Genomic DNA, 19,978 nt, shown 5'->3' with positions numbered 1-19,978 from the left:
TATTTTCTTCTTAAAATTTTTAACAATCGATTGCGTAATATTTTTAATGTTTATAAATTCATTATTGAATTAAGGTTAAAAATTAGCCTTTCAATCGATTGTTCTTAGAACAACAGGTTGTGTAACATATTAACTATACTCGTTTTTTATGACTTAGACTCACTAATCAAAAACCATTAACACACACTAAACCCTACTACATGATGCAATCTTCTACACCTATTTTGAAGGTTGGGTATGCCAGACTTTGTATGCTCATTCTTCTGATGTCTATTGCTACTATATCCTTTGCACAAAATCCAATTACAGGTAAAATTACCGATGAGTCAGGTGCCGCACTGCCAGGAGCTTCGGTACTTATTAAAGATTCAAGCAAAGGTACCGTTACTGATATCAACGGAAATTACACTCTCACTGCAAATTCTTCCGATATTTTAATTGTCTCCTTTATAGGATATAAGGCCAGGGAAATAGCTGTGGGTTCACAAACTTCAATTAATGTTTCTCTCTCATTAGATACCCAGCAGCTTACTGAAGTAGTTGTGGTGGGCTATGGTACTCAAAAACGGGCGGATGTAACGGGTGCTATCAGTACTGTAGAGGCCGATGAATTAGCCAATTTACCAGTTCCTACCGTAGATCAGGCTTTGCAAGGTAGAGCAGCGGGTGTAACCGTGATCAACAACGGTGCTCCCGGTAACGAGCCAACAATTCGAATCAGAGGCCTTGGTACAGTGAATAATAACAATCCACTATATGTGATTGATGGTGTCATTGCTACAGGGCTCGGTGATCTGAATCCGCAGGATATTGAATCTATGCAGGTGCTTAAAGATGCTTCTACGGCAGCAGTTTATGGTGCAAAGGGCTCTAACGGAGTTATTATTGTAACTACCAAAAAGGGTAAATCTGGCAAGGTACAAGTGAGTATGAATGCCTATGCAGGTTCACAATGGAGTAACAAGCGCTTTGATCTCCTCAACAGTCAGCAGTATCTGACCTATGCCAAAGAGGCCTTTCAGTCGCCGCCCAGGGTAGCTGCTTCAGATACTATTCCTGCTTTTGCTCAGCTACTTCAAAATAATACTGATTGGCAGGACCAAATTTTTCAAAGTGGCCTGGTGCAGAACTACAGTGTTGGCGTATCAGGAGGTGGAGATAATAGCACCTTCAGGATTTCTGGTGGTTATCTCTCGCAAGAAGGAATTATCAGGTCAACGAATTATGAAAGGTATAATTTAAGAGCTAACAGCAATTTTAAACTTGGCAAACTCACGGTGGGAGAAAATGTGAATATCGCCATCTCTGAAGAAAATCCTTTAGCGGCGTCAGGTGGTAGATCTGTGATAGAACACACCATCAAAATGGCACCATATTTACCCGTTTATGACAGCAGAACCGAAGGAGGTTATCGTGGGCCTAATACCGGATTGGACGCCCAGGATGCAGAAAACCCGGTGCGAGTGCTTGAGCTAGGAAGAAGAGAGAGACGTGGAGTGGCACTTCTAGGAAATGTATTTGCAGAATTAGAGATTATTGATGGTTTAAAAGCCAGAAGCCAGGTAGGTTCTGAATATAAAACATTTGAGTATTCAAGCTTTACGCCTTCATATAACGATGACCCGGAAGGGGCAACTCACACTGTGAATTATGCTAACATCAGATTAAGTGATGGCTCTTTGTTCAGAACCACATTTACCAATAGTTTAAGTTATAGCAAGTCCATTAATAAGGTTCATAACATAGAGGTTTTAGCATTATCCGAACAGGTAAGTACAAGGACCACACTAATCAATACCTACAGTAGAAACTATATCAGTAATGACGTGGATCAGGTATCGAATACAGATTCAGATATCGGTTCTTCTGAATATAACTATTACAGATTAGGGTATTTAGGAAGAATTAACTACAACTATGATGAGCGCTATATGATTGCCGCTTCATTTAGAAGAGATGCTTCTTCCAGGTTTGCTTCTAGCAATAGATGGGGTTCTTTCCCTTCAGCTGCTATTGGTTGGAACATCAGCAAGGAGGGTTTTATGGATACCCAGGACTTTGTTAGTAATCTGAAACTGAGAGCGAGCTGGGGTAAAACGGGTAATGATAACATCCCTGATTATTCTTATTCTGCGGGTATAGTTGATGACTTCCATTATCCTATTGGAGGCAGCGATGCCTTGGGAGCCTCGCCAGCAGGTCTTGGCAATTCCAATCTTAAATGGGAAGAGACTACCATGTCTAACATAGGTCTGGATTTTGCAATTATGGACTATACCATATCAGGATCCATAGAGTATTATTCTAATCAAAGTGATGATCTTTTGATACCCAGAGTATTACCTATTTCATCAGGTTTTAACAATGGAACGGTAATAGAAAACACAGGTTCAATAGAAACGAAAGGTATTGAGATCAATTTGGGTTATAATCATACAGGCTCACAGATGGAATGGAGCGTGAATGCTAACCTTGGTACTAGTAAGAATGAGGTCCTTGATGTAGGTGAAAATGAGGCAATTGTAGGTGCCAATTTCGAAAGTGAAAACATATCATACTCTACTGTTGGTCAACCTGCTTTCCAATTTTACGGGTGGCAATTTGACGGTATTTTTGATAGTGATGCTGAGGCAAACTCATATATGCAGGGCTCTCAGTATAACAATTTAAATGCCCGCGGAGGTGATTTTAGGATTGTAGATACCAATAACGATGGTAGAATTACGGCAGATGATAGAACAATTATCGGCAATCCATTTCCAACTTTAACCTATGGGCTCAGCGCCAATCTAAACTATAAAGGATTTGATGTTAGCCTTTTCTTTAATGGAATGTATGGTAATGACATTTATAATACCAACATCTATGACCTTGAAGGCATGCCTCGCCTGTTTAATGCTGGAACAGGTGTGCTCGATAGATGGACTCCGGAAAATAACACAGCCGACGAAGTGCCAAGAGCAGGTGGAGCAGGCACTAACGTTCAGGTGTCTAGCAGGTTTGTAGAAGACGGTTCATATACAAGGTTGAGAAACATTACTCTGGGGTATAATCTACTGAAGACCTTCAAAATCCAAGGTATGTCAAAGTTTAGGGTGTATGTCACCGGCATGAACTTATTGACCTTCACTAATTATTCAGGTCTTGATCCTGAAGTGGGTGCTTCCAACGATATAGAGACCAATGAGGCCCCGGCACCCATCGGAGCGGTGGCTACAGATGGTAACGGTCAGCCTATCACCAACTTTGAAAATGGTATAGACAGAGGAAATTATCCCGCACCAAAGTCGATTGTAGTCGGAATTGAAATCACTCTTTAAACCCAACGAATCACAATGAAAACGTTAAAATATTCAATAATATTCATCCTTTGCATTGGGGTGGTGGGGTCGTGTAACACAGACGAGCTTGAACAGGTAAACCCCAATCAATTGTCCTTGGAAACCTTTTTGGTCACTCCATCACAAGTGCAGGCTGCAGTGAATGCCGCCTATGCAAACATGCAGACTCGCGGTCTTTATTCCAGGCATATGTTTTTTGCTATGGACAATATGGGACATGATAATGACCATGCGAATAACCCACAGTTAGAAGCAGATAAGCTTCAATATTTAAGGTTCACTTTTGATGCCACCCACGGAGCCATCCGGGCTTTTTGGGAAAGCTGCTACAAAGGCATAGCCAAGACGAATTACGTGCTCAATAATAAAGAGAAAATTAACGCTGTTGAAGGCCTGGCAGAGGCTGACAGAGATAGGATATATGGAGAAGCTATGTTTCTTCGAGCGTTCTATTATTTCTTAATTGTAACAAGATTTGGAGATGCCCCTTTGATCACAACCATACCCGAAGGTGGTGACGGTTTCGGTAAAAGCCCTAAGGCTTCCATTTATGAGCAAATTTCCGCTGATCTTAATGCGGCTGCTTTAGTTCTTCCTACTGAGGAGGATGGTACATATGAGCCGGGAAGAGCTACCAAAGGAGCGGCTTATGCTCTTCTGGGTAAGGCCTTGCTATATCAGGGAACTGACTATACAGCTGCAAAAAATGCTTTTGAAAAGGTATATGGAAAGTATGCTCTGGTAGATAATTATGAGGAGAATTTTCAGGAGGAGACGGAGCATAACAGTGAATCTATCTTTGAAGTAGAGTATGACGAAACACTGGGAACTAGTGCGCAGTGGAATTCTGATGCCAATGGCGTAGGATTGAACGAGTCAACTTTTAGAGGTCAGGAATACGGATTTAATGATTGGTTCAATGTGTACCCGTCAAGTGATCTGGTTAGCGAATATGAAGATGGTGATGTCAGAAAAGCCCAGACTTTCTATTTTAATGGTGATACTTTTTCTGGGGGCACAGTGAGTCTTCCTTCTTATGATAATACCGATGATGGTATTGAAAATCCTGTTCAAAGACCACAGGCCTGGAGGAAATATCAGAATTATTACAAGCGTGCTAATGAGCAAACTAACTCTAGTATCAACTTCAGGGTAATAAGATATGCCGATGTACTCTTGATGATGGCCGAGGTAGAAAACGAGCTTGGAAATATAGGACCAGCGGTAGATTACATGAATGAAGTGCGTGAAAGAGCAGGGATGCCTTATTACGGCACTACAGAGATGAATGATGCAGGCTATCCGGTTTCAACCAAAGAGGAAGTATTTAATGCTTTGGTGCATGAAAGAAGGGTAGAGCTAGCTGGTGAACAAGCACGCTTCCCTGATTTGGTGAGATGGGGGCTGGCCGAGCAGGAGCTGGGGCAGTTTGGATTTTCTTCTAACAAGAATGAAGTTTTCCCTATTCCGCAGGCAGAGATTAATTCGAATAATGCTCTGACCAACGCAGATCAAAATCAGGGCTATTAGTTTTTCATTTCTTAGTGAGGCTGTATCATTATACTTTTTGTTCTGGTATAGCCTCACTTTATATCCTCACCCAAAACTTGCCTACTAATGGTTAATCGTCTCGCATTCAAGTATATACTGGTTTTAATGGTGCTGGCCAGTGCACTTACCAGCTGTAATGATCATGCTAAAACTGAGCAGCATTCTTCCTCTCAAACGCTTTTTCAAAAAGTATCCAGCGATCATTCCAACATCACTTTTGCCAACCAGCTCACCGAAACAGATACCTTTAATTATTTCAATTATCCATACATCTACATGGGTGGTGGTGTGGCTGTAGCTGATTTTAATAATGATGAGTTGCCAGATATTTACTTCACCGGAAACATGGTAGAAAATAAGCTGTATCTGAATAAAGGAGGTCTAAAATTTGAAGATATAAGTCAGGCTTCAGGTACCGTGGGTGATGGTAGTTGGATGCACGGCATCACCATTTGTGATATCAATAATGACGGTTGGAAAGATATTTACATCAGCATAAGTGGCAGACAAGGCCAGTGTCGTAATCAACTGTTCGTGAATCAAGGTGTGAATGACCAGGGAATTCCTGTTTTTAAAGAAGAGGCGGCAAAATATGGAATTGATGATCCCGGGCATAGTACGCAGGCCACTTTCTTCGATTATGATAATGATGGTGACCAGGATTTATATGTTGCAAACTACCCAATAACAGACTTTAAAACACCATCTTTTTATTATAGCGAAATGATTAAGCATCCTAAAATGGACCTGTCTGATCATTTGTATCGAAATAACGGAGATGGCTCTTTCACTAATGTTACTGAAGAAGCCGGCTTACTCAGCTTCGGTTTATCTCTAAGTGCCACCATTTCAGATCTTAACAATGATGGTTACAAAGATATTTATGTATCTAACGACTTTGCCAGCCCTGATTTTTGCTACATCAATAATGGTGATGGCACCTTTAGTAACAAGAGCAAAGAGGTGACACGCCAAACCTCATATTACGGCATGGGTGCTGATATTGCCGATTTTAACAATGATGGCTTCATGGACATACTTCAGGTAGATATGACACCTGAAGGTCATAGAAGAAACAAGGAAAATATGGCAGGAATGAATATTGAAGGTTTCTATGAGCTGGTAGACCTGGGTCTGCATCATCAATATATGTATAACTCATTGCAGATGAGCCGTGGTGTTGATGACAATGGAGACCCTCAATACAGTAATATTGCCAAGCTGGCCGGGGTGTCTTCTACCGATTGGAGCTGGTCTCCCTTGTTTGCTGACTTTGATAATGACGGATTAAAAGATATTTTCATTTCTAATGGCACCCGTAGGGATATTAATAACAATGATTTCTTTAAAAAGCTGGATGCTGAGCGTGAGGTTTATTTCAAGGCCAGTACTCAGAAAAGGCAAAGTAAAGAACTTGAAAATGTACAGAAGATGCCTTCAGAGCCTATTGCCAATTATGTTTTCAAAAACAATGGTGATCTCACGTTCAGTAAACAGATGGAGGAATGGGGCTTAACGGATAAAGGCTTTTCAAATGGAGCTGTATATGCGGATCTGGATAATGATGGAGACCTGGAGTTGATTGTAAACAATATTGATGAAGAAGCCTACATCTATAAAAATAACACAAGTGAGCAAGGCGCTAATTATCTGAAGGTCAATTTTAAAGGCGCAAAGCACAACAGTTTGGGCATAGGCACTAAGGTGATGGTGTACCATGCGGGCCAAGTTCAAGTAGGAGAGCTGACTTTAACAAGAGGCTACCAGTCTTCAGTGGAGCCAATACTTTATTTCGGATTAGGAGAGAACACACAGGTTGATTCACTCATCGTAAACTGGCCAGATGGAAGGGTTCAAATGAAAAAAGCCGCGGGTTCGAACCAAATAATCACATTTGATTACAGCCAGGCAGAGAAATCAGACCAAAAATCAGCAACTAAAAACCATCTATTTGCCAAGGTTGAAAGTGAATTACCTGTCCATAAGGAGAATATGTTCAATGATTTTGATGTACAGGTTTTGTTACCTCACAAGATGTCCAACTTTGGTCCGGCTCTGGCTGTTGCGGATATTGATAATGACGGTCTGGATGATTATTATATCGGAGCGGCTTCTGGTGAAAATGGTGCTATATATAAACAAAAGGCCGATGGAAAACTGGAAAGGATTGATTTTCAGATAGATGAAGATAAAAAGTATGAGGACCTGGGAGCCAGCTTTTTCGATGCAGATGGCGATGGTGATGCAGATCTTTACATCGTGAGTGGTGGCTATGAGTTTCAAAATAAAGCATACTATCAGGATAGGTTATTCATCAATGAGCGAGGGAAATTTATTAAAGCAGAATTACCAAAAATAACAGGCAGCGGATCATGCGTGCGACCTTATGACTATGATGGTGACGGTGACCTGGATCTGTTTGTGGGTGGTAGACTTTCGCCCGGTCATTATCCTTATCCAGGAGTGAGCTATTTGTTGAGAAATGACACTAAGAATGGAAGTCCAAAATTTGAAATAGTTACTGATCAGGTTATGCCTGGTGCATCTAACCTAGGCATGGTAACAGATGCCCTCTGGAGCGATTTTAATAATGATGGTAAAACTGATCTGCTGATAGTGGGCGAGTGGATGGAATTAAAGGTCTATCTCAACAATGGAAGTAAGTTTGAAGATAAGTCATCCGATTACTTTGATCAGAATATGCATGGCTGGTGGTTTAGTATCGATGGGGCCGATTTTGACCATGATGGTGATACTGATTATGTGCTAGGTAATCTTGGTAAGAACTACAAATACCAGGCTCATGAGGGTAAGCCCTTTAAGGTTTACGCCAGTGATTTTGATCATAATGATAAGAGTGATATTGTATTAAGCTATCAGAATAGCGGTGAGGAATATCCTGTTCGTGGCAGAGGCTGTTCATCTCAGCAGATTCCAACAATAAAAGCTAAATACAAAGATTATAAGTCGTTTTCTAAGGCCAATGTTGTAGATATTTATGGTGATAAAGAATTAGAAAATTCGCTTCATTATAGCGTGGAAAGTTTCGCCAGTATTTATCTGGAAAATACCGGGAAGGGTTACAAAATTCATCATTTACCCAATGAGGCCCAATTAGCACCAATTAATGATATGGTGATTGCCGACTGGAATAATGACGGCCATGAAGACATCATAATCGCAGGCAATCTATTCTCATCTGAAGTAGAAACTCCAAGAGCTGATGCAGGCATTGGCCTGTGTCTGCTGGGCGATGGAAAGGGACATTTCCAACCCTTAACCTATCAGCAAAGTGGTATTTTCATGCCCTATGATGTAAAGCAGCTTCAAGCGACAGTCATTAATGGCAAGAAAGGCTTTGTAGCGGTAAGCAATCAGGGGCCAGTCTCAACATATACTTCACAAATAAATGCTAAGTAAGCTTCTGAGTCACTTCCTCACGGTATGATTTACCGATGGGGAGGTACATGCCGTTGAGCTCTAGCTGATTGCCATATATGGCTTTCACCATTTGCTTATTGACAATATATGACTTGTGAATTCTGAAAAACTGCTGAGCTGGCAGGGTTGTTTCCAGTTTTTTTAATGACTCGAGCGCTATGAGTTTTTCTCCGGTGGTCATGTGAAAGCGTACATACTCTCTTAAACCTTCTATGTATTTAATTTCCGCAAGGTTTACGATATGAATCTTATGGTCAGCTTTTATGGTTATAGTGCTTTTCTCGGCTTGTGGTGCCTGAGTATTTTGCTCCAGCTTTATGAGATCATAAGCCTTGTTGGCCGCATGAATAAAGCGCTCTAATTTTATCGGTTTCAATAAGTAATCAATCACATCCAGCTCATAGCCTTCCAGGGCATAGTTAGGATAAGCTGTGGTGAGAATTACCTTTGGCTTTTGAGTGAACGACTTTAAAAATTCAATCCCTGTGAGCTCAGGCATCTGAATATCCAGAAGTATGATATCTACCTGATTATCTTTTAGATAACTCATGGCTTCTACCGGATTTTTGAAAGTGCCTACCAGTTCTAAATGGCTTACTTTGCTCACATATTGAGTAAGCAGTACTCTGGCCGGGTGTTCGTCATCTATAATTATGCACTTTGCCGTCATACCAGTATAACAAGTTTAGCGGTAAATGAGTCTACTTTGTCCTCTATTATCAGCTCGTGCTTTTCAGGGTAAAGCAATTGAAGCCGCTTCTTTACATTTTCCAGGCCTATGCCGGAAGTGTTATCCTTAGAGTAGGTTTGTTTGGGCTTACTATTCGATATTTCAAATGTAATTTGCTGTTTATCAGAGTTTAATAGCATTTTAATCCATCCGCTGTCACTTTCTAAATTGCTGTGTTTAAAGCTGTTTTCTATGAAAGGAATAAACAGCATGGGCTCTACCAGCAGGGCATGATTAGTTACATTAATATCAATGATTATGTTAGGCTCTCCCTCTAGTTTGAGTTTTTGAAAATCAATGAAATTATGAATGTAGTCCACTTCACGGGCAAGGCTCACGCGAGACTCATTGCTTTCATACAAAACATATCTCAGCATATCTGAAAGCTTCATGATCATGTCAGGAGCATTTTTCTGATTAGTGAAAGACATGCTGTAAATATTATTCAGAGCATTAAACAAGAAATGTGGATTAATCTGCGATTTCAATAGTCTTAGCTCGGTGTTCAGATTTTCGTTTTTCAAACTTACCTCTGCCTGTTTTCTTTTGCGTGTCTGTTGAGTCAGCCAATAGGTGGTACTAACAAATAAAACAGCCACCACAGAAATGATATCCATAACCACCCTCGGATTCACTCCAGGTCTTCGGTCAAAAGGACGCGGTATATTCATGCCGTCTGGTGGAGGGTTCATTTTTCTAAACTGACGTATGCGCTCGGCAGGATCAAAGGGGATGACATGGCTGAGCATTTCGCGTAGAAAATATACCAGAAACAGTAGTGCTACAATGGAAAGAAAATACTGTGCATACCTGTTCTTTTCCATCAGCTTGGGCAGTAGCAGATATACATTAATGTAAAACACAAAAGCATGTATGCTAACTATGCGTAAGGTGAGCCACAAACTCTGAATGTAATCCATCCAGGCAGATGACATCCAGTTATACATTAATGTGGCATAAGCTAACCAAAATATTAGGTGTATGCCTATGTTTCTCGCTCGTTCAAATTTCCTCACCATATAAAATTAGATAAATCAGAAATAACTGGAGAGAAAATTCAACGAAACTGCAATTCTTCTCTACCAACACCTTTGCGGCCTCAATTAACGAATCGAAAAAAACTATGCAAGTCGTTCGTTGAGGAAATATGAACGTTGGTTGAATAGTTTTCCTGATCAGTGGTTTTCGCAGTAAATTAACTCTCGATTTTAAAACCATTAGAAATGAAAAGAATAGCATTAATATTTTCCGCACTGTTGGCCATACAAACCATGAGTTTAGCACAAGGTGGAGACAGACCAAACCGACAGTTTGATCCTTCTGAAAGAATAGCAAATGAGAAGAAAGAAGTACTTGAAAAAATCACTGATTTAAATGAAGATCAGAAGCTATTGATTGATGAAGTGTACAAACAGTTTGAGGTTACGGTGAAAGAAACCATCGCATCAGGTGACCGTGAGAATATGAGAGCTCAGTTTCAGGAAAACCGAAAAAAGAAGGATGAAGCCATGAAAGATATTCTTTCAGAAGATCAGTTCAAGCTTTATCAGGAAGTTACTGAAAGATCGCCGAGAGGAGGAAGAGGAGGCAGAAGAGGTGATAATGATTAAGAGACTATTCATTTATATATGCTTACTTCTTCCTGGAGTAATTTATGCTCAGGACTACAGTGTTAGCGGCAAGCTTACTGATGCGGAAGATCAGTCGGTAATTGTAGGTGCTACGGTGCTGCTTACAGGTGTAAAAGATAGTACTGAAAGGCATTTTACAGCAACTACTGAAGATGGTAGTTTCAAGATTTCCGGCCTGTCTAAGGCTTTCTATAAAATGCGAATCACCAGTATTGGCTACAAGCCTTATCTCCAGTTTTTGAGAGTAAGTGAAGCAGAAACAAAGCTAGGTAACTTGCCATTAGAGGCTGATACTAAGGTGCTTAGTGATGTGGAAATTACGGGAGAAATTATTCCTGTACAGCAGAAAGGAGATACAACCATGATGGCTGCTAAGGCTTACAAAACTAATCCTGATGCTAATGCAGAGGATCTGGTGGCCAAAATGCCTGGTATAATGATCAAAAGCGGTACAGTACAGGCTCAGGGTGAGGACGTGAAAAAGGTATTGGTAGATGGTAAGGAGTTTTTTAGCAATGATCCTTCTCTGGCTTTAAAGAGCATCCCAGCGGAGATTATTGATAGGGTGGAGGTGTTTGATCAGCTTAGTGATCAGGCACAGTTTACGGGGTTTGATGATGGAAATACCACCAAGACCATCAACATTGTAACCCGGCCAGATAGAAGACAGGGCAAGTTTGGTAAGGCCTATGCCGGATATGGAACAGATGAAAGATATTCCGCTGGTCTCAACTTAAATTCATTTGACAGTACTCGCAGAGTAACTGTACTTGGTTTGGCCAATAACATTAACCAACAGAACTTTTCACAGGAAGATCTGCTGGGTGTGATGAGTAGTGGCGGCCGAAGAAGAGGCCCTCCCGGAGGAGGAGGCCGTAGAGGTGGCGGTGGTTCAGGATCATTTCGTGGTGGAGGTAATGCTAATAACTTTATTGGTGGCCAACAGAGTGGTATCTCAGAGACTCAATCTTTTGGGATAAACTTTGATCAGGAATTTTCTAAGAAGCTCAGCGTGAATGGTAGCTATTTTTTCAACAGAAGTAGTAATAATAGCAACCAGAATTCATACAGAGAGACCTTCTTAACCAGTGATTCCAGCCAGTTTTATAATGAATATACAGGTTCTAACAGCGTCAATAATAATCATAGGCTAACCATGCGTATGGAATATGAAATGGATGATAATAACTCCGTTTTGTTTATGCCACGCCTCAGTTTTCAGAATAATAGCTCTAATTCAAAACAAAACGGAGCTACTACTTCCATGTCAGGGCAGTCGCTAAATGAGACTTATTCTGACTATGATAACGATCGTTTTGGATATAATTTTTCTGGCACATTGCTCTATCGCCATAAGTTTGCTAAAAAAGGTCGTACCTTATCGCTGGATGTATCATCCAGTGTGAATGATGATGATGGAGAGGCATGGCAGCGTTCTCAAAATATTTATTATATCAGTGATGAGCAGGACAGCCTTAATCAGTTTATAGATTCACGCACTAAAGGGCATAGTATCAGCGGAAATCTGGTCTATACTGAGCCGCTAGGTGAATACTCGCAGTTAGAGCTTAATTATAACCTTTCTAAAAGCTTCAATGATGCTCAGAAAGAAAACTATGATTATGATTTTACAGCAGAAAGAACTCAGGCCCTAGATACTGCTTTATCTAATAACTTTGAGAGCACCTATCTTACCAGCAGACCATCTATTGGGTGGGGCTTCAGAAAAGAAGGATTAAGTATAAGAGCAAACCTGGCTTATCAGAATGCGACCTTATCCAGCGATCAGGAGTTTCCTGTAAACTATAATTTAGAAAGATCATTTAATAGTCTGTTGCCTGGTGTAATGATGCGCTACAGAGTGTCCAGAAGTAAAAACTTCGGACTATTTTTCAGAACCAGTACCAGTTCGCCTTCTATTTCCCAGCTGCAAAATGTGGTGGATAATTCAGATCCACTGTTCTTAAGTATGGGTAATGCTAACCTGGACCAGAGCAAAACAAGCATGTTAAATTTCAGGTATTCGAATACAAATTCTGAAAAGGCATCGCATTTTTTTGTTATGCTAATGGCCCAAAATACAGCTGATTATGTGACAAATGCCACCTATGTAGCTACCGCTGATTCGGTACTAAATAGCAGTGTTACGCTGAGTAGAGGAGCGCAATTATCTACTCCGGTAAACCTTGATGGTTACTGGAATACAAGAGCCTTCGGAGCTTATGGTTTTCCAATAAGTAAAATAAAATCAAACATTAATACTAACTTATCTGTTGGATATACCAGAACGCCGGGTATAACTAATAACCAGTCTAACATTAGCCGTACATATAGTGCTAGTGGTGGCGTAACGTTGGCAAGTAACATCAATGAGAATGTAGACTTTACTGTATCATATAATGCAGATTATAATTATGTGATCAATAGTTTACAAGAGTCACAGGCAGATGATTATGTGACGCACACCATAGGTTGCAAAACCAACTTTATATTCTGGAAGGGAATGGTTTTTAGGAATGATCTGCAGTATTTAAAATACTCAGGTTATGATGATCCGGATCTGAACGTGGGTTATGTTCTTTGGAACATGAGCCTCGGTAAGAAGTTCTTGAAGAATGATCGTGGAGAACTATCTGTATCAGTTTTTGATTTGCTGGCCAACAACACCAGCATATCCAGAACGAATACGGAAAGCTATATTGAAGAAACCAGAACCGATGTGTTACAAACATACTTTCTGGCCACTTTTACCTATACAATCAGGAGTTTTGGGAAGAGATCCTAACTTCATGAAGCGCACTTGATATAAAATCAAAGAAAGTGTCGGAGCTTGGAGTGATGGTTATTGTACAGGCTCGTTCGAGCCTGTACAATGCTCCGGCCATTTTCATTAATCATTTTAATTTACCTTAGATTGTTCATATCTTATTCCAACGGTTAATTCACGGTAAGTGTCTATGACTTATAACCATCAATAACTAGATATGAAAGCGCTTGCACCTACTACCATATTGCTTTTGGCACTGTTTAATATTGGCTGTCAAAAAGATAATAAGGATCCTGAAGATATTGATTTCCTTTCCATAAGTCGTTGTTCTGATTTGCTTATCTCTGCTGATGATTTCAGTGAAAACATTGATGTAGAATTATACAAGTTGGAGGGTGACAACCTGGAGATGACTGTAAAGCATAGCGGTGGCTGCAAAACTATTGGTTATGCTCTAATTACAGATGCCTCCTTTATGGAGTCTAATCCTGTTCAGGTAAATCTTGGTATTAAATTGTCTGATAATGACGATTGCGAGGCTCTCATTGAGGAAAAACTATGTTTTAGTTTAACTAAAATCAAAGAATTATATCAGCAGTCTTACCAAAGTGCTCAAGGCACAATAGTAATCAATGTAGCAGGTTCAGCTACTTCATTAAATTATTCTTTTTAATTAAATAGTTTAATTTTATTTGAAATAATTGTCTATTCCACCAACTGCTATTTAGGTCTACCGTTAATAGACGTAATTAAACCTAACCTAAATGCAAAAAAGAGTAAAATTTGATTTTGAGATTGAATTCACCAATGGCGGTGGTATAAAAGGAGAAGATTTCCGACTTGATATCGATGGCGACAGCATCTCCGATAAGGAGCTGGCAGATTATATAGTAGCTGATATGCGGCTGCTAATGGTGGGCAAGACCCGCATATTAAATAAGGAAATATTTCAGGAAGCTCACAAACGTATCCCTGTAAATTCTGAGAGTAAACAGCAGCTATTCATTGACTTGAGTCATACTATTGAAGATGGCTTGGTCACTTACAAAGGCTTGCCTGCGCCAGTCATCTGTGATTACCTAAGTAGAGATGAATCACGAAAATTTTATGCAGAAGGTACTGAATTTCAGATAGGTAAAATAGAGATGGTTTCAAATACGGGTACTTATATAGATTGCCCTTTCCATAGATTTGAAGGAGGAAAAGATCTATCAGAGGTGGAGCTGGAATGTTTTGCAGATTTGGACGCCATCAGGGTAAGTGTGCCATTTGAAACCACGCTTGAAATTACAGAGGAGCATCTTAAGAATTTTGAAATCAGAAATAGAGCCGTGCTTATTCACACCGGTTGGGATAAGCACTGGAATACCGAGCTTTATTATGAAAATCATCCATTTCTCACCCAGGGTGCCGCCGAATATCTGCGTGATTGTGAGGTAAAGCTGGTGGGTATAGATTCTCATAATATTGATGATACCCGAACAAACTCTAGACCAGCACATACTACCTTGCTGGGAAATGAGATTCTTATCGTTGAGCATTTGTGTAATCTTGATCTACTTCCGGCCTCAGGTTTTACTTTTAGTGCTGTACCTCCAAAATTTAAAGGAGTAGGTACTTTTCCAGTGCGCGCCATGGCCAAACTACACCAACAAATAAGGTAATATGGAACAGGAGATCAGAAGCATCATCAATCAGAAGGTGGGTGCTGTAAAAACCAAAGATGTTAACAAGGCCACCGATATATTCGGCCCCAACGTGATCTCCTACGATGTAGTGGGTGACCTTAAATATACTGGTAAAGCTGCAGTGAAAAAACGACTGGAGGAATGGCTCAGTACATTAGATCAAGTGGTTGATTTTGAGATGACTGACCTGCACATTACTTTTTCTGAAGAAGTGGGAAACTGCAGTAGTCTCAATCATATAGTAGCCAAAACAGTAAACGGAGATGAGCTGAACATGTACTGGCGTGAGACTAACTGTTTTGTTCGTGTAGATGGTGAGGTCAAGATCATCCATACCCATAGTTCCGTGCCTTTCAGCACCGAAAATGGAATGGCTTCTATTGGTTTAAAACCCGATGCAAGTTCCATTAGCTCAACTTATAATGAGGTCTCTACGGACAGAGTGAAAATAGCCAAGCGGTCTTATGAGGCTTTTCAGAATCAGCAAAAAGAAGTTCTGGAGGAGCTATTTAGCGATGATTTTTCATTTAGCAGCCCGAACGATAAACATTTATCAAAAGCACAGTTTTTTGAGCTATGCTATCCTTTTAGCGAAAAGGTAAAACGATATGAGTTTGTAAAGATAGCGGAGTCTGGAGAGGATGTATACATCACCTATCGTTGTACAGCAGAGGGACAGCCACCTTTTATAAACACAGAACTCATGAAGATAAAGGATGGTAAAATTCTATCCGTAAAAGTGTTTTTTGGTGGTGATCAATAAGGAGATAATAAGAAAAATGGATTGATTTTGTCAAATTCCGATCGTTTTGTCAGGCTTATTTTTAGTGGATATTCATTACAAGATCAGTTCCGTTTATTAATAAGTTATATTATTTATGGTATATTTATAACTTGAGATTATTATGATCATCAGCCATGTTGATTTGATTTCTCGGGTGTCTTAAAAAATTGTCGCTCAAAACAGTAGGGGTACTATGAGCGATTCGGTTTGCTAACATTATGAAGTCGTGCAAAGCACGGATTTCTTACTTACCATCAGCTAAAATCTCATATCTCCAATCTATTAACTAAAATCTCAATTCTAATAACCAAAATCTCAAATCTCCCAACTAAAATCTCAATACTCCATACTATTCCCTAAAATACCGTAACTTTTAAGTTTAAAATATTTGAGAAACTGATGTAATTCAGAACCTCAACCTCAACTACTGTTACTTATGTTTGATTCTCTACTTTATAGAAAGCACGGTCTATTTCTATTCATTCTTCTATTGCTAATTGCTGGGAATCCCCTGAAGGCTCAGAAAAAGCCTAATATGATTGTCTTTATCAGCGATGATCAGAGCCAGATGGATTTAGGCTGCTATGGAAATCCTGATGTGAAGACACCACATATGGATCAGTTGGCCGCTGAAGGCATGAGGTTCACCTCTGCATATGCAGCTACATCCATGTGTGCCCCAAGTCGTAGTAGCATGTTTTCAGGCTTGTATCCTTTTCGAAATGGTAGCCAGATGAATCACTTTGCCGTGCGACCTAATATCAAAATGCTTCCTGATTATTTAAAAAAGCTAGGTTATCGTGTTGTGATCGCTGGTAAAGTAGATGTTTATCCGAAACCAGATTTCGAACACATCGGCGCTTATTTTGGCAATTATTTGCCGATTAGTAACCGCAATGACCCCCGGCATGTCACTCGTGATTTTATAAAAGATAATTTCGCCAATTCTGAGCAACCCATCTGCCTGATCGTATGTACCTGGTTGCCTCACGTGCCCTGGTTCGAAAATAAAAAGTATGATCCTGAAAAGCTTACCATGCCTAGCTATCTGGTTGATACCCAAGCTACCCGTGAGGCACTGGCGGCTTATTATGAAAGTATATCAGCGGCTGATGGCATGCTGGGAGAGGTTCTGCAGGCGCTGGATGACTCTGGTGAGAAAAACAATACAGTATTCATGTTCACCTCCGACCAGGGACCTCAGTTTCCTTCGGCCAAATGGACCACTTATAAGCAAGGATTGAATGTGCCATTTATAGTAAGATGGCCAAAGAAGATTAAGAAAAATAGCGTTTCTGATGCCCTGATCTCCTTAACCGATCTCACACCTACGCTTATGGATTTCGCTGGAGGTGAGGAAGTTACAGATTTAGATGGCAAGAGTTTTAAATCTGTCCTGTTTGGTGATAAAAAGGAGCATCGTGATGTTGCTTTTGCAGAAACCTCAGTAGAACCCCACTTTTGGTATAATTACGTGCCAAGCAGAACCGTGATTACCAAGGAAGGTCTTCACTACATCAAAAATTATTATCCCGGCGTTCGCTTTATTACACACATTGATAAAGTAGAACAAGACCATTTTTATTTTGATTCATGGAAGGAAAAGGCCAAAACCGATGAAGAAGCTGAAAAGCTGCTTCACCGATATAGCTACCGTCCTCCGGCAGAATTATATGATGTTAAACAGGATACATGGGAAATGAGCAACCTGATTAATGATGATCAATATGTAGCTGAAGCTAAGAAACTCGGGCAATTACTCACCGATGAACTAGGCAAGCAAGGGGAGTCAGAGGCTATGATTCTAAAAGGGAATTTACCTACTTTTTATGATGGAAGCTATCAGATAGATCAAGGTATTAGTGCAAGTGATCAGTCGTTTGACAAGACAAAATGGAATCCTAACACACTATTCATCACTGCTTATCTGGAAGGAGCCGATCAGGAAGGTATAATTTGCGATTATTTCGGCAGATTCAATATCTATAGCAGCCACCAAAAGCTGGGTATAGCTCTGGCCAACGGAAAAACATATGAAAGCGAAGAACTGACATCCAAGGAAGGACATTTGCTCTTAAAACTTACCGAAAAAGGTGATTTAAGCCTAAGGTATAACGATCAGGAAATCATGTCGGTGGCATTATCTAAGGACTTCACTAAAATAAAGCCAGGCTACATCTCCTGCGGTATGATCCGGGATCGCAAGCTACCATCCGATCAGCCCAATATTTTCCCAGGTAAAATTTACGACCTAAGAGTGAGTGTAAATGAACTGGAGAGAAGTGGGATGAGGAAGTGAATTAGTTATTAACCATACATAGGTTACGACATTACGATAGTCAGTATCAACTTCTTATAAAATCACATTAACTGCCTTCAAGAAAGGTATTTTATAATTCACAAGGAATGAGGAAATCAATATTTACATTAATTATAGGTCTAGTTGTTATTGGCTGTAATACGGAAATTAAAAATAGTGATGCAACTGTAATGGTGGAAGAGGGAACAGAAGTTGAGGCTGACGTTCCAGTACCAGAACAGAATAATGAAAAGGTGTCAAAACCTATCGAAGTAGATTCTATGAGTGATAATTCAGTGCTTGGCTACTGGGTTGGGTATTTTGAGCAGGATGGTGGGGAGGAGATACTTATAGTTGATGAAGGGTTTTATTGGGATAAAAATAACAAAATCAATATCTCGATTGACAAGATTACGGATAGCTTGGTGGTAGGTCATAGTGTGGTAGCTGGTAATGATCGGCCATTTAAAGGTACTATGAAGGAAAGTGAGGATGGAACGCTGAACTTCGTAGTAAGAGAACCTGGAGATGATAAATATGATGGTGAGTTTAGGTTTTCTATAGCTGACAATAAGATGGTTGGTAAATGGACCGCCTATGGGGACATTAATATAAAAAATCGAAAATATACACTTGAAAAAAAGATCTACCATTATGATCCTGATATCATGCTAGATAGATCTAAAGCTTATGTGGATTGGACAAAAGCAATTGAGCATGAGGAAGAGTGGGAGATAGAGGAAGGAGAGGTTGAAAAATGGATATCAAAAGAATTTGCTTCAGCAACAGATCAAATTTACCATATTAATGCTTCCAATACTCCATTGGCCAAATCTCAAGTCGAAAATTTGAAAAAAGGAGACCTGACCATAATTAGAAATACTATTTATGCCAGACATGGTTATTCTTTTAAAAATCAGCCGCTTAGAGTGTTCTTTGATGCTCAGGATTGGTACATACCGGTTCATAATAATATCAAAGATGAGTTCACTGATCTTGAGAAGCAGAATATAGAGCTTCTTTTGAAATACGAGAAAAATGCTCTTGAATATTATGATCGCTTTGGTAGAGGATGATGATCAATAAGCTGTCACATCAAGCATTAAAAGCGGGGTATTATTTATCATTATTATATTTTACCTATTTAATGATATTAATCACTCTGCAGTATTTTCCCCTGCGTTTTGATGTGGCTTTTTTAAATATCAAGCAAGAAGTTATTTCACATGGATATTATAAAATTGCCTTTTTTAGCCACGTCTATACGAGCATTTTTGTTTTGATCTGCGGGATATTTTTATTTTCAAAATCAATTAGAAGGACGTGGCCGATGGTTCATAAAATCGGTGGAAAAGTCTATGTTTTACTCATATTATTAATTGCCAGTCCATCTGGGTTGATTATGGCTTTTCATGCCAATGGAGGCTTCTATTCTCAGTTGTCTTTTACCCTTCAAGCCATACTATGGTTTGTTTTCACATATTTGGCTTTTAAATATATTAAAAATGGTGAAATCTCTGAGCATAGAAAGTTTATGATGCGAAGCTATGCCCTGACGTTATCTGCTATAAGTCTTCGCCTTTTTAAATGGATCATAGTTACTTCATTGGCATTACCACCTATGGATACTTACAAAATTGTTTCATGGGCGGGTTGGGTATTTAATATTTTGCTGGTGGAGGGGTGTTTTATTTATGAACAGAGAAAGTTAATTTTTAACCGTCAGATTCAATGACTTTATAACCA

13 protein-coding genes are annotated in these 19,978 nt (G+C 39.7%); 11 read left to right on the top strand and 2 right to left on the bottom strand.

The window, feature by feature from the left end; translation table 11 throughout:
* Window positions 1-200: 200 nt before the first annotated feature.
* The 3 genes from LVD16_RS18825 (at window position 201) to LVD16_RS18815 (ending at window position 8,312) form a co-directional block, all read left to right on the top strand.
* Window positions 201-3,320, top strand: a complete 3,120-nt coding sequence (locus LVD16_RS18825; RefSeq protein ID WP_233769833.1) for a SusC/RagA family TonB-linked outer membrane protein — start codon at window positions 201-203, stop codon at window positions 3,318-3,320.
* Between the two features lie 15 nt (window positions 3,321-3,335).
* Window positions 3,336-4,871 carry a RagB/SusD family nutrient uptake outer membrane protein gene (locus LVD16_RS18820; RefSeq protein WP_233769832.1) on the top strand — a complete coding sequence of 512 codons (1,536 nt, stop codon included), beginning with the start codon at window positions 3,336-3,338 and terminating at the stop codon, window positions 4,869-4,871.
* Window positions 4,872-4,958: 87 nt separating this feature from the next.
* Entirely contained in the window at window positions 4,959-8,312 is a 3,354-nt protein-coding gene (locus tag LVD16_RS18815) for a CRTAC1 family protein (RefSeq protein WP_233769831.1), read from the top strand.
* Here the strand turns inward: LVD16_RS18815 and LVD16_RS18810 are convergent.
* On the bottom strand, window positions 8,305-9,003 hold the full coding sequence (locus tag LVD16_RS18810) for a LytR/AlgR family response regulator transcription factor (protein WP_233769830.1): 699 nt from the start codon (window positions 9,001-9,003) through the stop codon (window positions 8,305-8,307). The genes LVD16_RS18815 and LVD16_RS18810 overlap by 8 nt on opposite strands.
* Complete coding sequence (locus tag LVD16_RS18805; protein ID WP_233769829.1) at window positions 9,000-10,082, bottom strand: sensor histidine kinase; 1,083 nt, start codon at window positions 10,080-10,082, stop codon at window positions 9,000-9,002. Before LVD16_RS18805 ends, LVD16_RS18810 begins: the two co-directional genes overlap by 4 nt.
* 204 nt (window positions 10,083-10,286) lie before the next feature.
* Between LVD16_RS18805 and LVD16_RS18800 the strand changes: the two genes are divergently transcribed.
* From LVD16_RS18800 to LVD16_RS18765, 8 genes are all read left to right on the top strand, one after another.
* Window positions 10,287-10,673 carry a DUF4890 domain-containing protein gene (locus LVD16_RS18800; RefSeq protein WP_233769828.1) on the top strand — a complete coding sequence of 129 codons (387 nt, stop codon included), beginning with the start codon at window positions 10,287-10,289 and terminating at the stop codon, window positions 10,671-10,673.
* The gene (locus LVD16_RS18795; protein WP_233769827.1) at window positions 10,666-13,479 is read left to right on the top strand and encodes an outer membrane beta-barrel protein; all 2,814 of its coding nucleotides are present in this window, start codon (window positions 10,666-10,668) and stop codon (window positions 13,477-13,479) included. Before LVD16_RS18800 ends, LVD16_RS18795 begins: the two co-directional genes overlap by 8 nt.
* A gap of 199 nt (window positions 13,480-13,678) precedes the next feature.
* Window positions 13,679-14,134, top strand: a complete 456-nt coding sequence (locus LVD16_RS18790; protein ID WP_233769826.1) for a hypothetical protein — start codon at window positions 13,679-13,681, stop codon at window positions 14,132-14,134.
* Window positions 14,135-14,225: 91 nt separating this feature from the next.
* The gene (locus LVD16_RS18785) at window positions 14,226-15,125 is read left to right on the top strand and encodes a cyclase family protein (RefSeq protein WP_233769825.1); all 900 of its coding nucleotides are present in this window, start codon (window positions 14,226-14,228) and stop codon (window positions 15,123-15,125) included.
* Window position 15,126: 1 nt separating this feature from the next.
* A complete protein-coding gene (locus LVD16_RS18780; RefSeq protein WP_233769824.1) occupies window positions 15,127-15,912 on the top strand; it encodes a nuclear transport factor 2 family protein in 786 nt (261 codons plus the stop codon).
* 457 nt (window positions 15,913-16,369) lie between these two features.
* Window positions 16,370-18,232 (top strand): sulfatase family protein, encoded by a 1,863-nt coding sequence (locus tag LVD16_RS18775; RefSeq protein ID WP_233769823.1) that lies wholly within the window; start codon window positions 16,370-16,372, stop codon window positions 18,230-18,232.
* 107 nt (window positions 18,233-18,339) lie between these two features.
* Complete coding sequence (locus LVD16_RS18770; protein WP_233769822.1) at window positions 18,340-19,308, top strand: YARHG domain-containing protein; 969 nt, start codon at window positions 18,340-18,342, stop codon at window positions 19,306-19,308.
* Window positions 19,309-19,379: 71 nt separating this feature from the next.
* A complete protein-coding gene (locus tag LVD16_RS18765; protein ID WP_233769821.1) occupies window positions 19,380-19,967 on the top strand; it encodes a DUF2306 domain-containing protein in 588 nt (195 codons plus the stop codon).
* Window positions 19,968-19,978 lie beyond the last annotated feature (11 nt).

This window comes from Fulvivirga ligni (assembly GCF_021389935.1).
Classification (GTDB): Bacteria; Bacteroidota; Bacteroidia; order Cytophagales; family Cyclobacteriaceae; genus Fulvivirga; species Fulvivirga ligni.
This window is presented reverse-complemented; position numbering and strand designations above follow the sequence as displayed.

Excerpts from the sequence above, each read along its gene's own strand:
- LVD16_RS18795 (WP_233769827.1), top strand. The coding sequence starts at position 10,666 with ATGATTAAGAGACTATTCATTTATATATGCTTACTTCTTCCTGGAGTA.
- LVD16_RS18790 (WP_233769826.1), top strand. The coding sequence starts at position 13,679 with ATGAAAGCGCTTGCACCTACTACCATATTGCTTTTGGCACTGTTTAAT.
- LVD16_RS18800 (WP_233769828.1), top strand. The coding sequence starts at position 10,287 with ATGAAAAGAATAGCATTAATATTTTCCGCACTGTTGGCCATACAAACC.
- LVD16_RS18775 (WP_233769823.1), top strand. The coding sequence starts at position 16,370 with ATGTTTGATTCTCTACTTTATAGAAAGCACGGTCTATTTCTATTCATT.
- LVD16_RS18765 (WP_233769821.1), top strand. The coding sequence starts at position 19,380 with ATGATATTAATCACTCTGCAGTATTTTCCCCTGCGTTTTGATGTGGCT.
- LVD16_RS18805 (WP_233769829.1), bottom strand. The coding sequence starts at position 10,082 with ATGGTGAGGAAATTTGAACGAGCGAGAAACATAGGCATACACCTAATA.
- LVD16_RS18825 (WP_233769833.1), top strand. The coding sequence starts at position 201 with ATGATGCAATCTTCTACACCTATTTTGAAGGTTGGGTATGCCAGACTT.
- LVD16_RS18770 (WP_233769822.1), top strand. The coding sequence starts at position 18,340 with ATGAGGAAATCAATATTTACATTAATTATAGGTCTAGTTGTTATTGGC.
- LVD16_RS18810 (WP_233769830.1), bottom strand. The coding sequence starts at position 9,003 with ATGACGGCAAAGTGCATAATTATAGATGACGAACACCCGGCCAGAGTA.
- LVD16_RS18785 (WP_233769825.1), top strand. The coding sequence starts at position 14,226 with ATGCAAAAAAGAGTAAAATTTGATTTTGAGATTGAATTCACCAATGGC.
- LVD16_RS18780 (WP_233769824.1), top strand. The coding sequence starts at position 15,127 with ATGGAACAGGAGATCAGAAGCATCATCAATCAGAAGGTGGGTGCTGTA.
- LVD16_RS18820 (WP_233769832.1), top strand. The coding sequence starts at position 3,336 with ATGAAAACGTTAAAATATTCAATAATATTCATCCTTTGCATTGGGGTG.
- LVD16_RS18815 (WP_233769831.1), top strand. The coding sequence starts at position 4,959 with ATGGTTAATCGTCTCGCATTCAAGTATATACTGGTTTTAATGGTGCTG.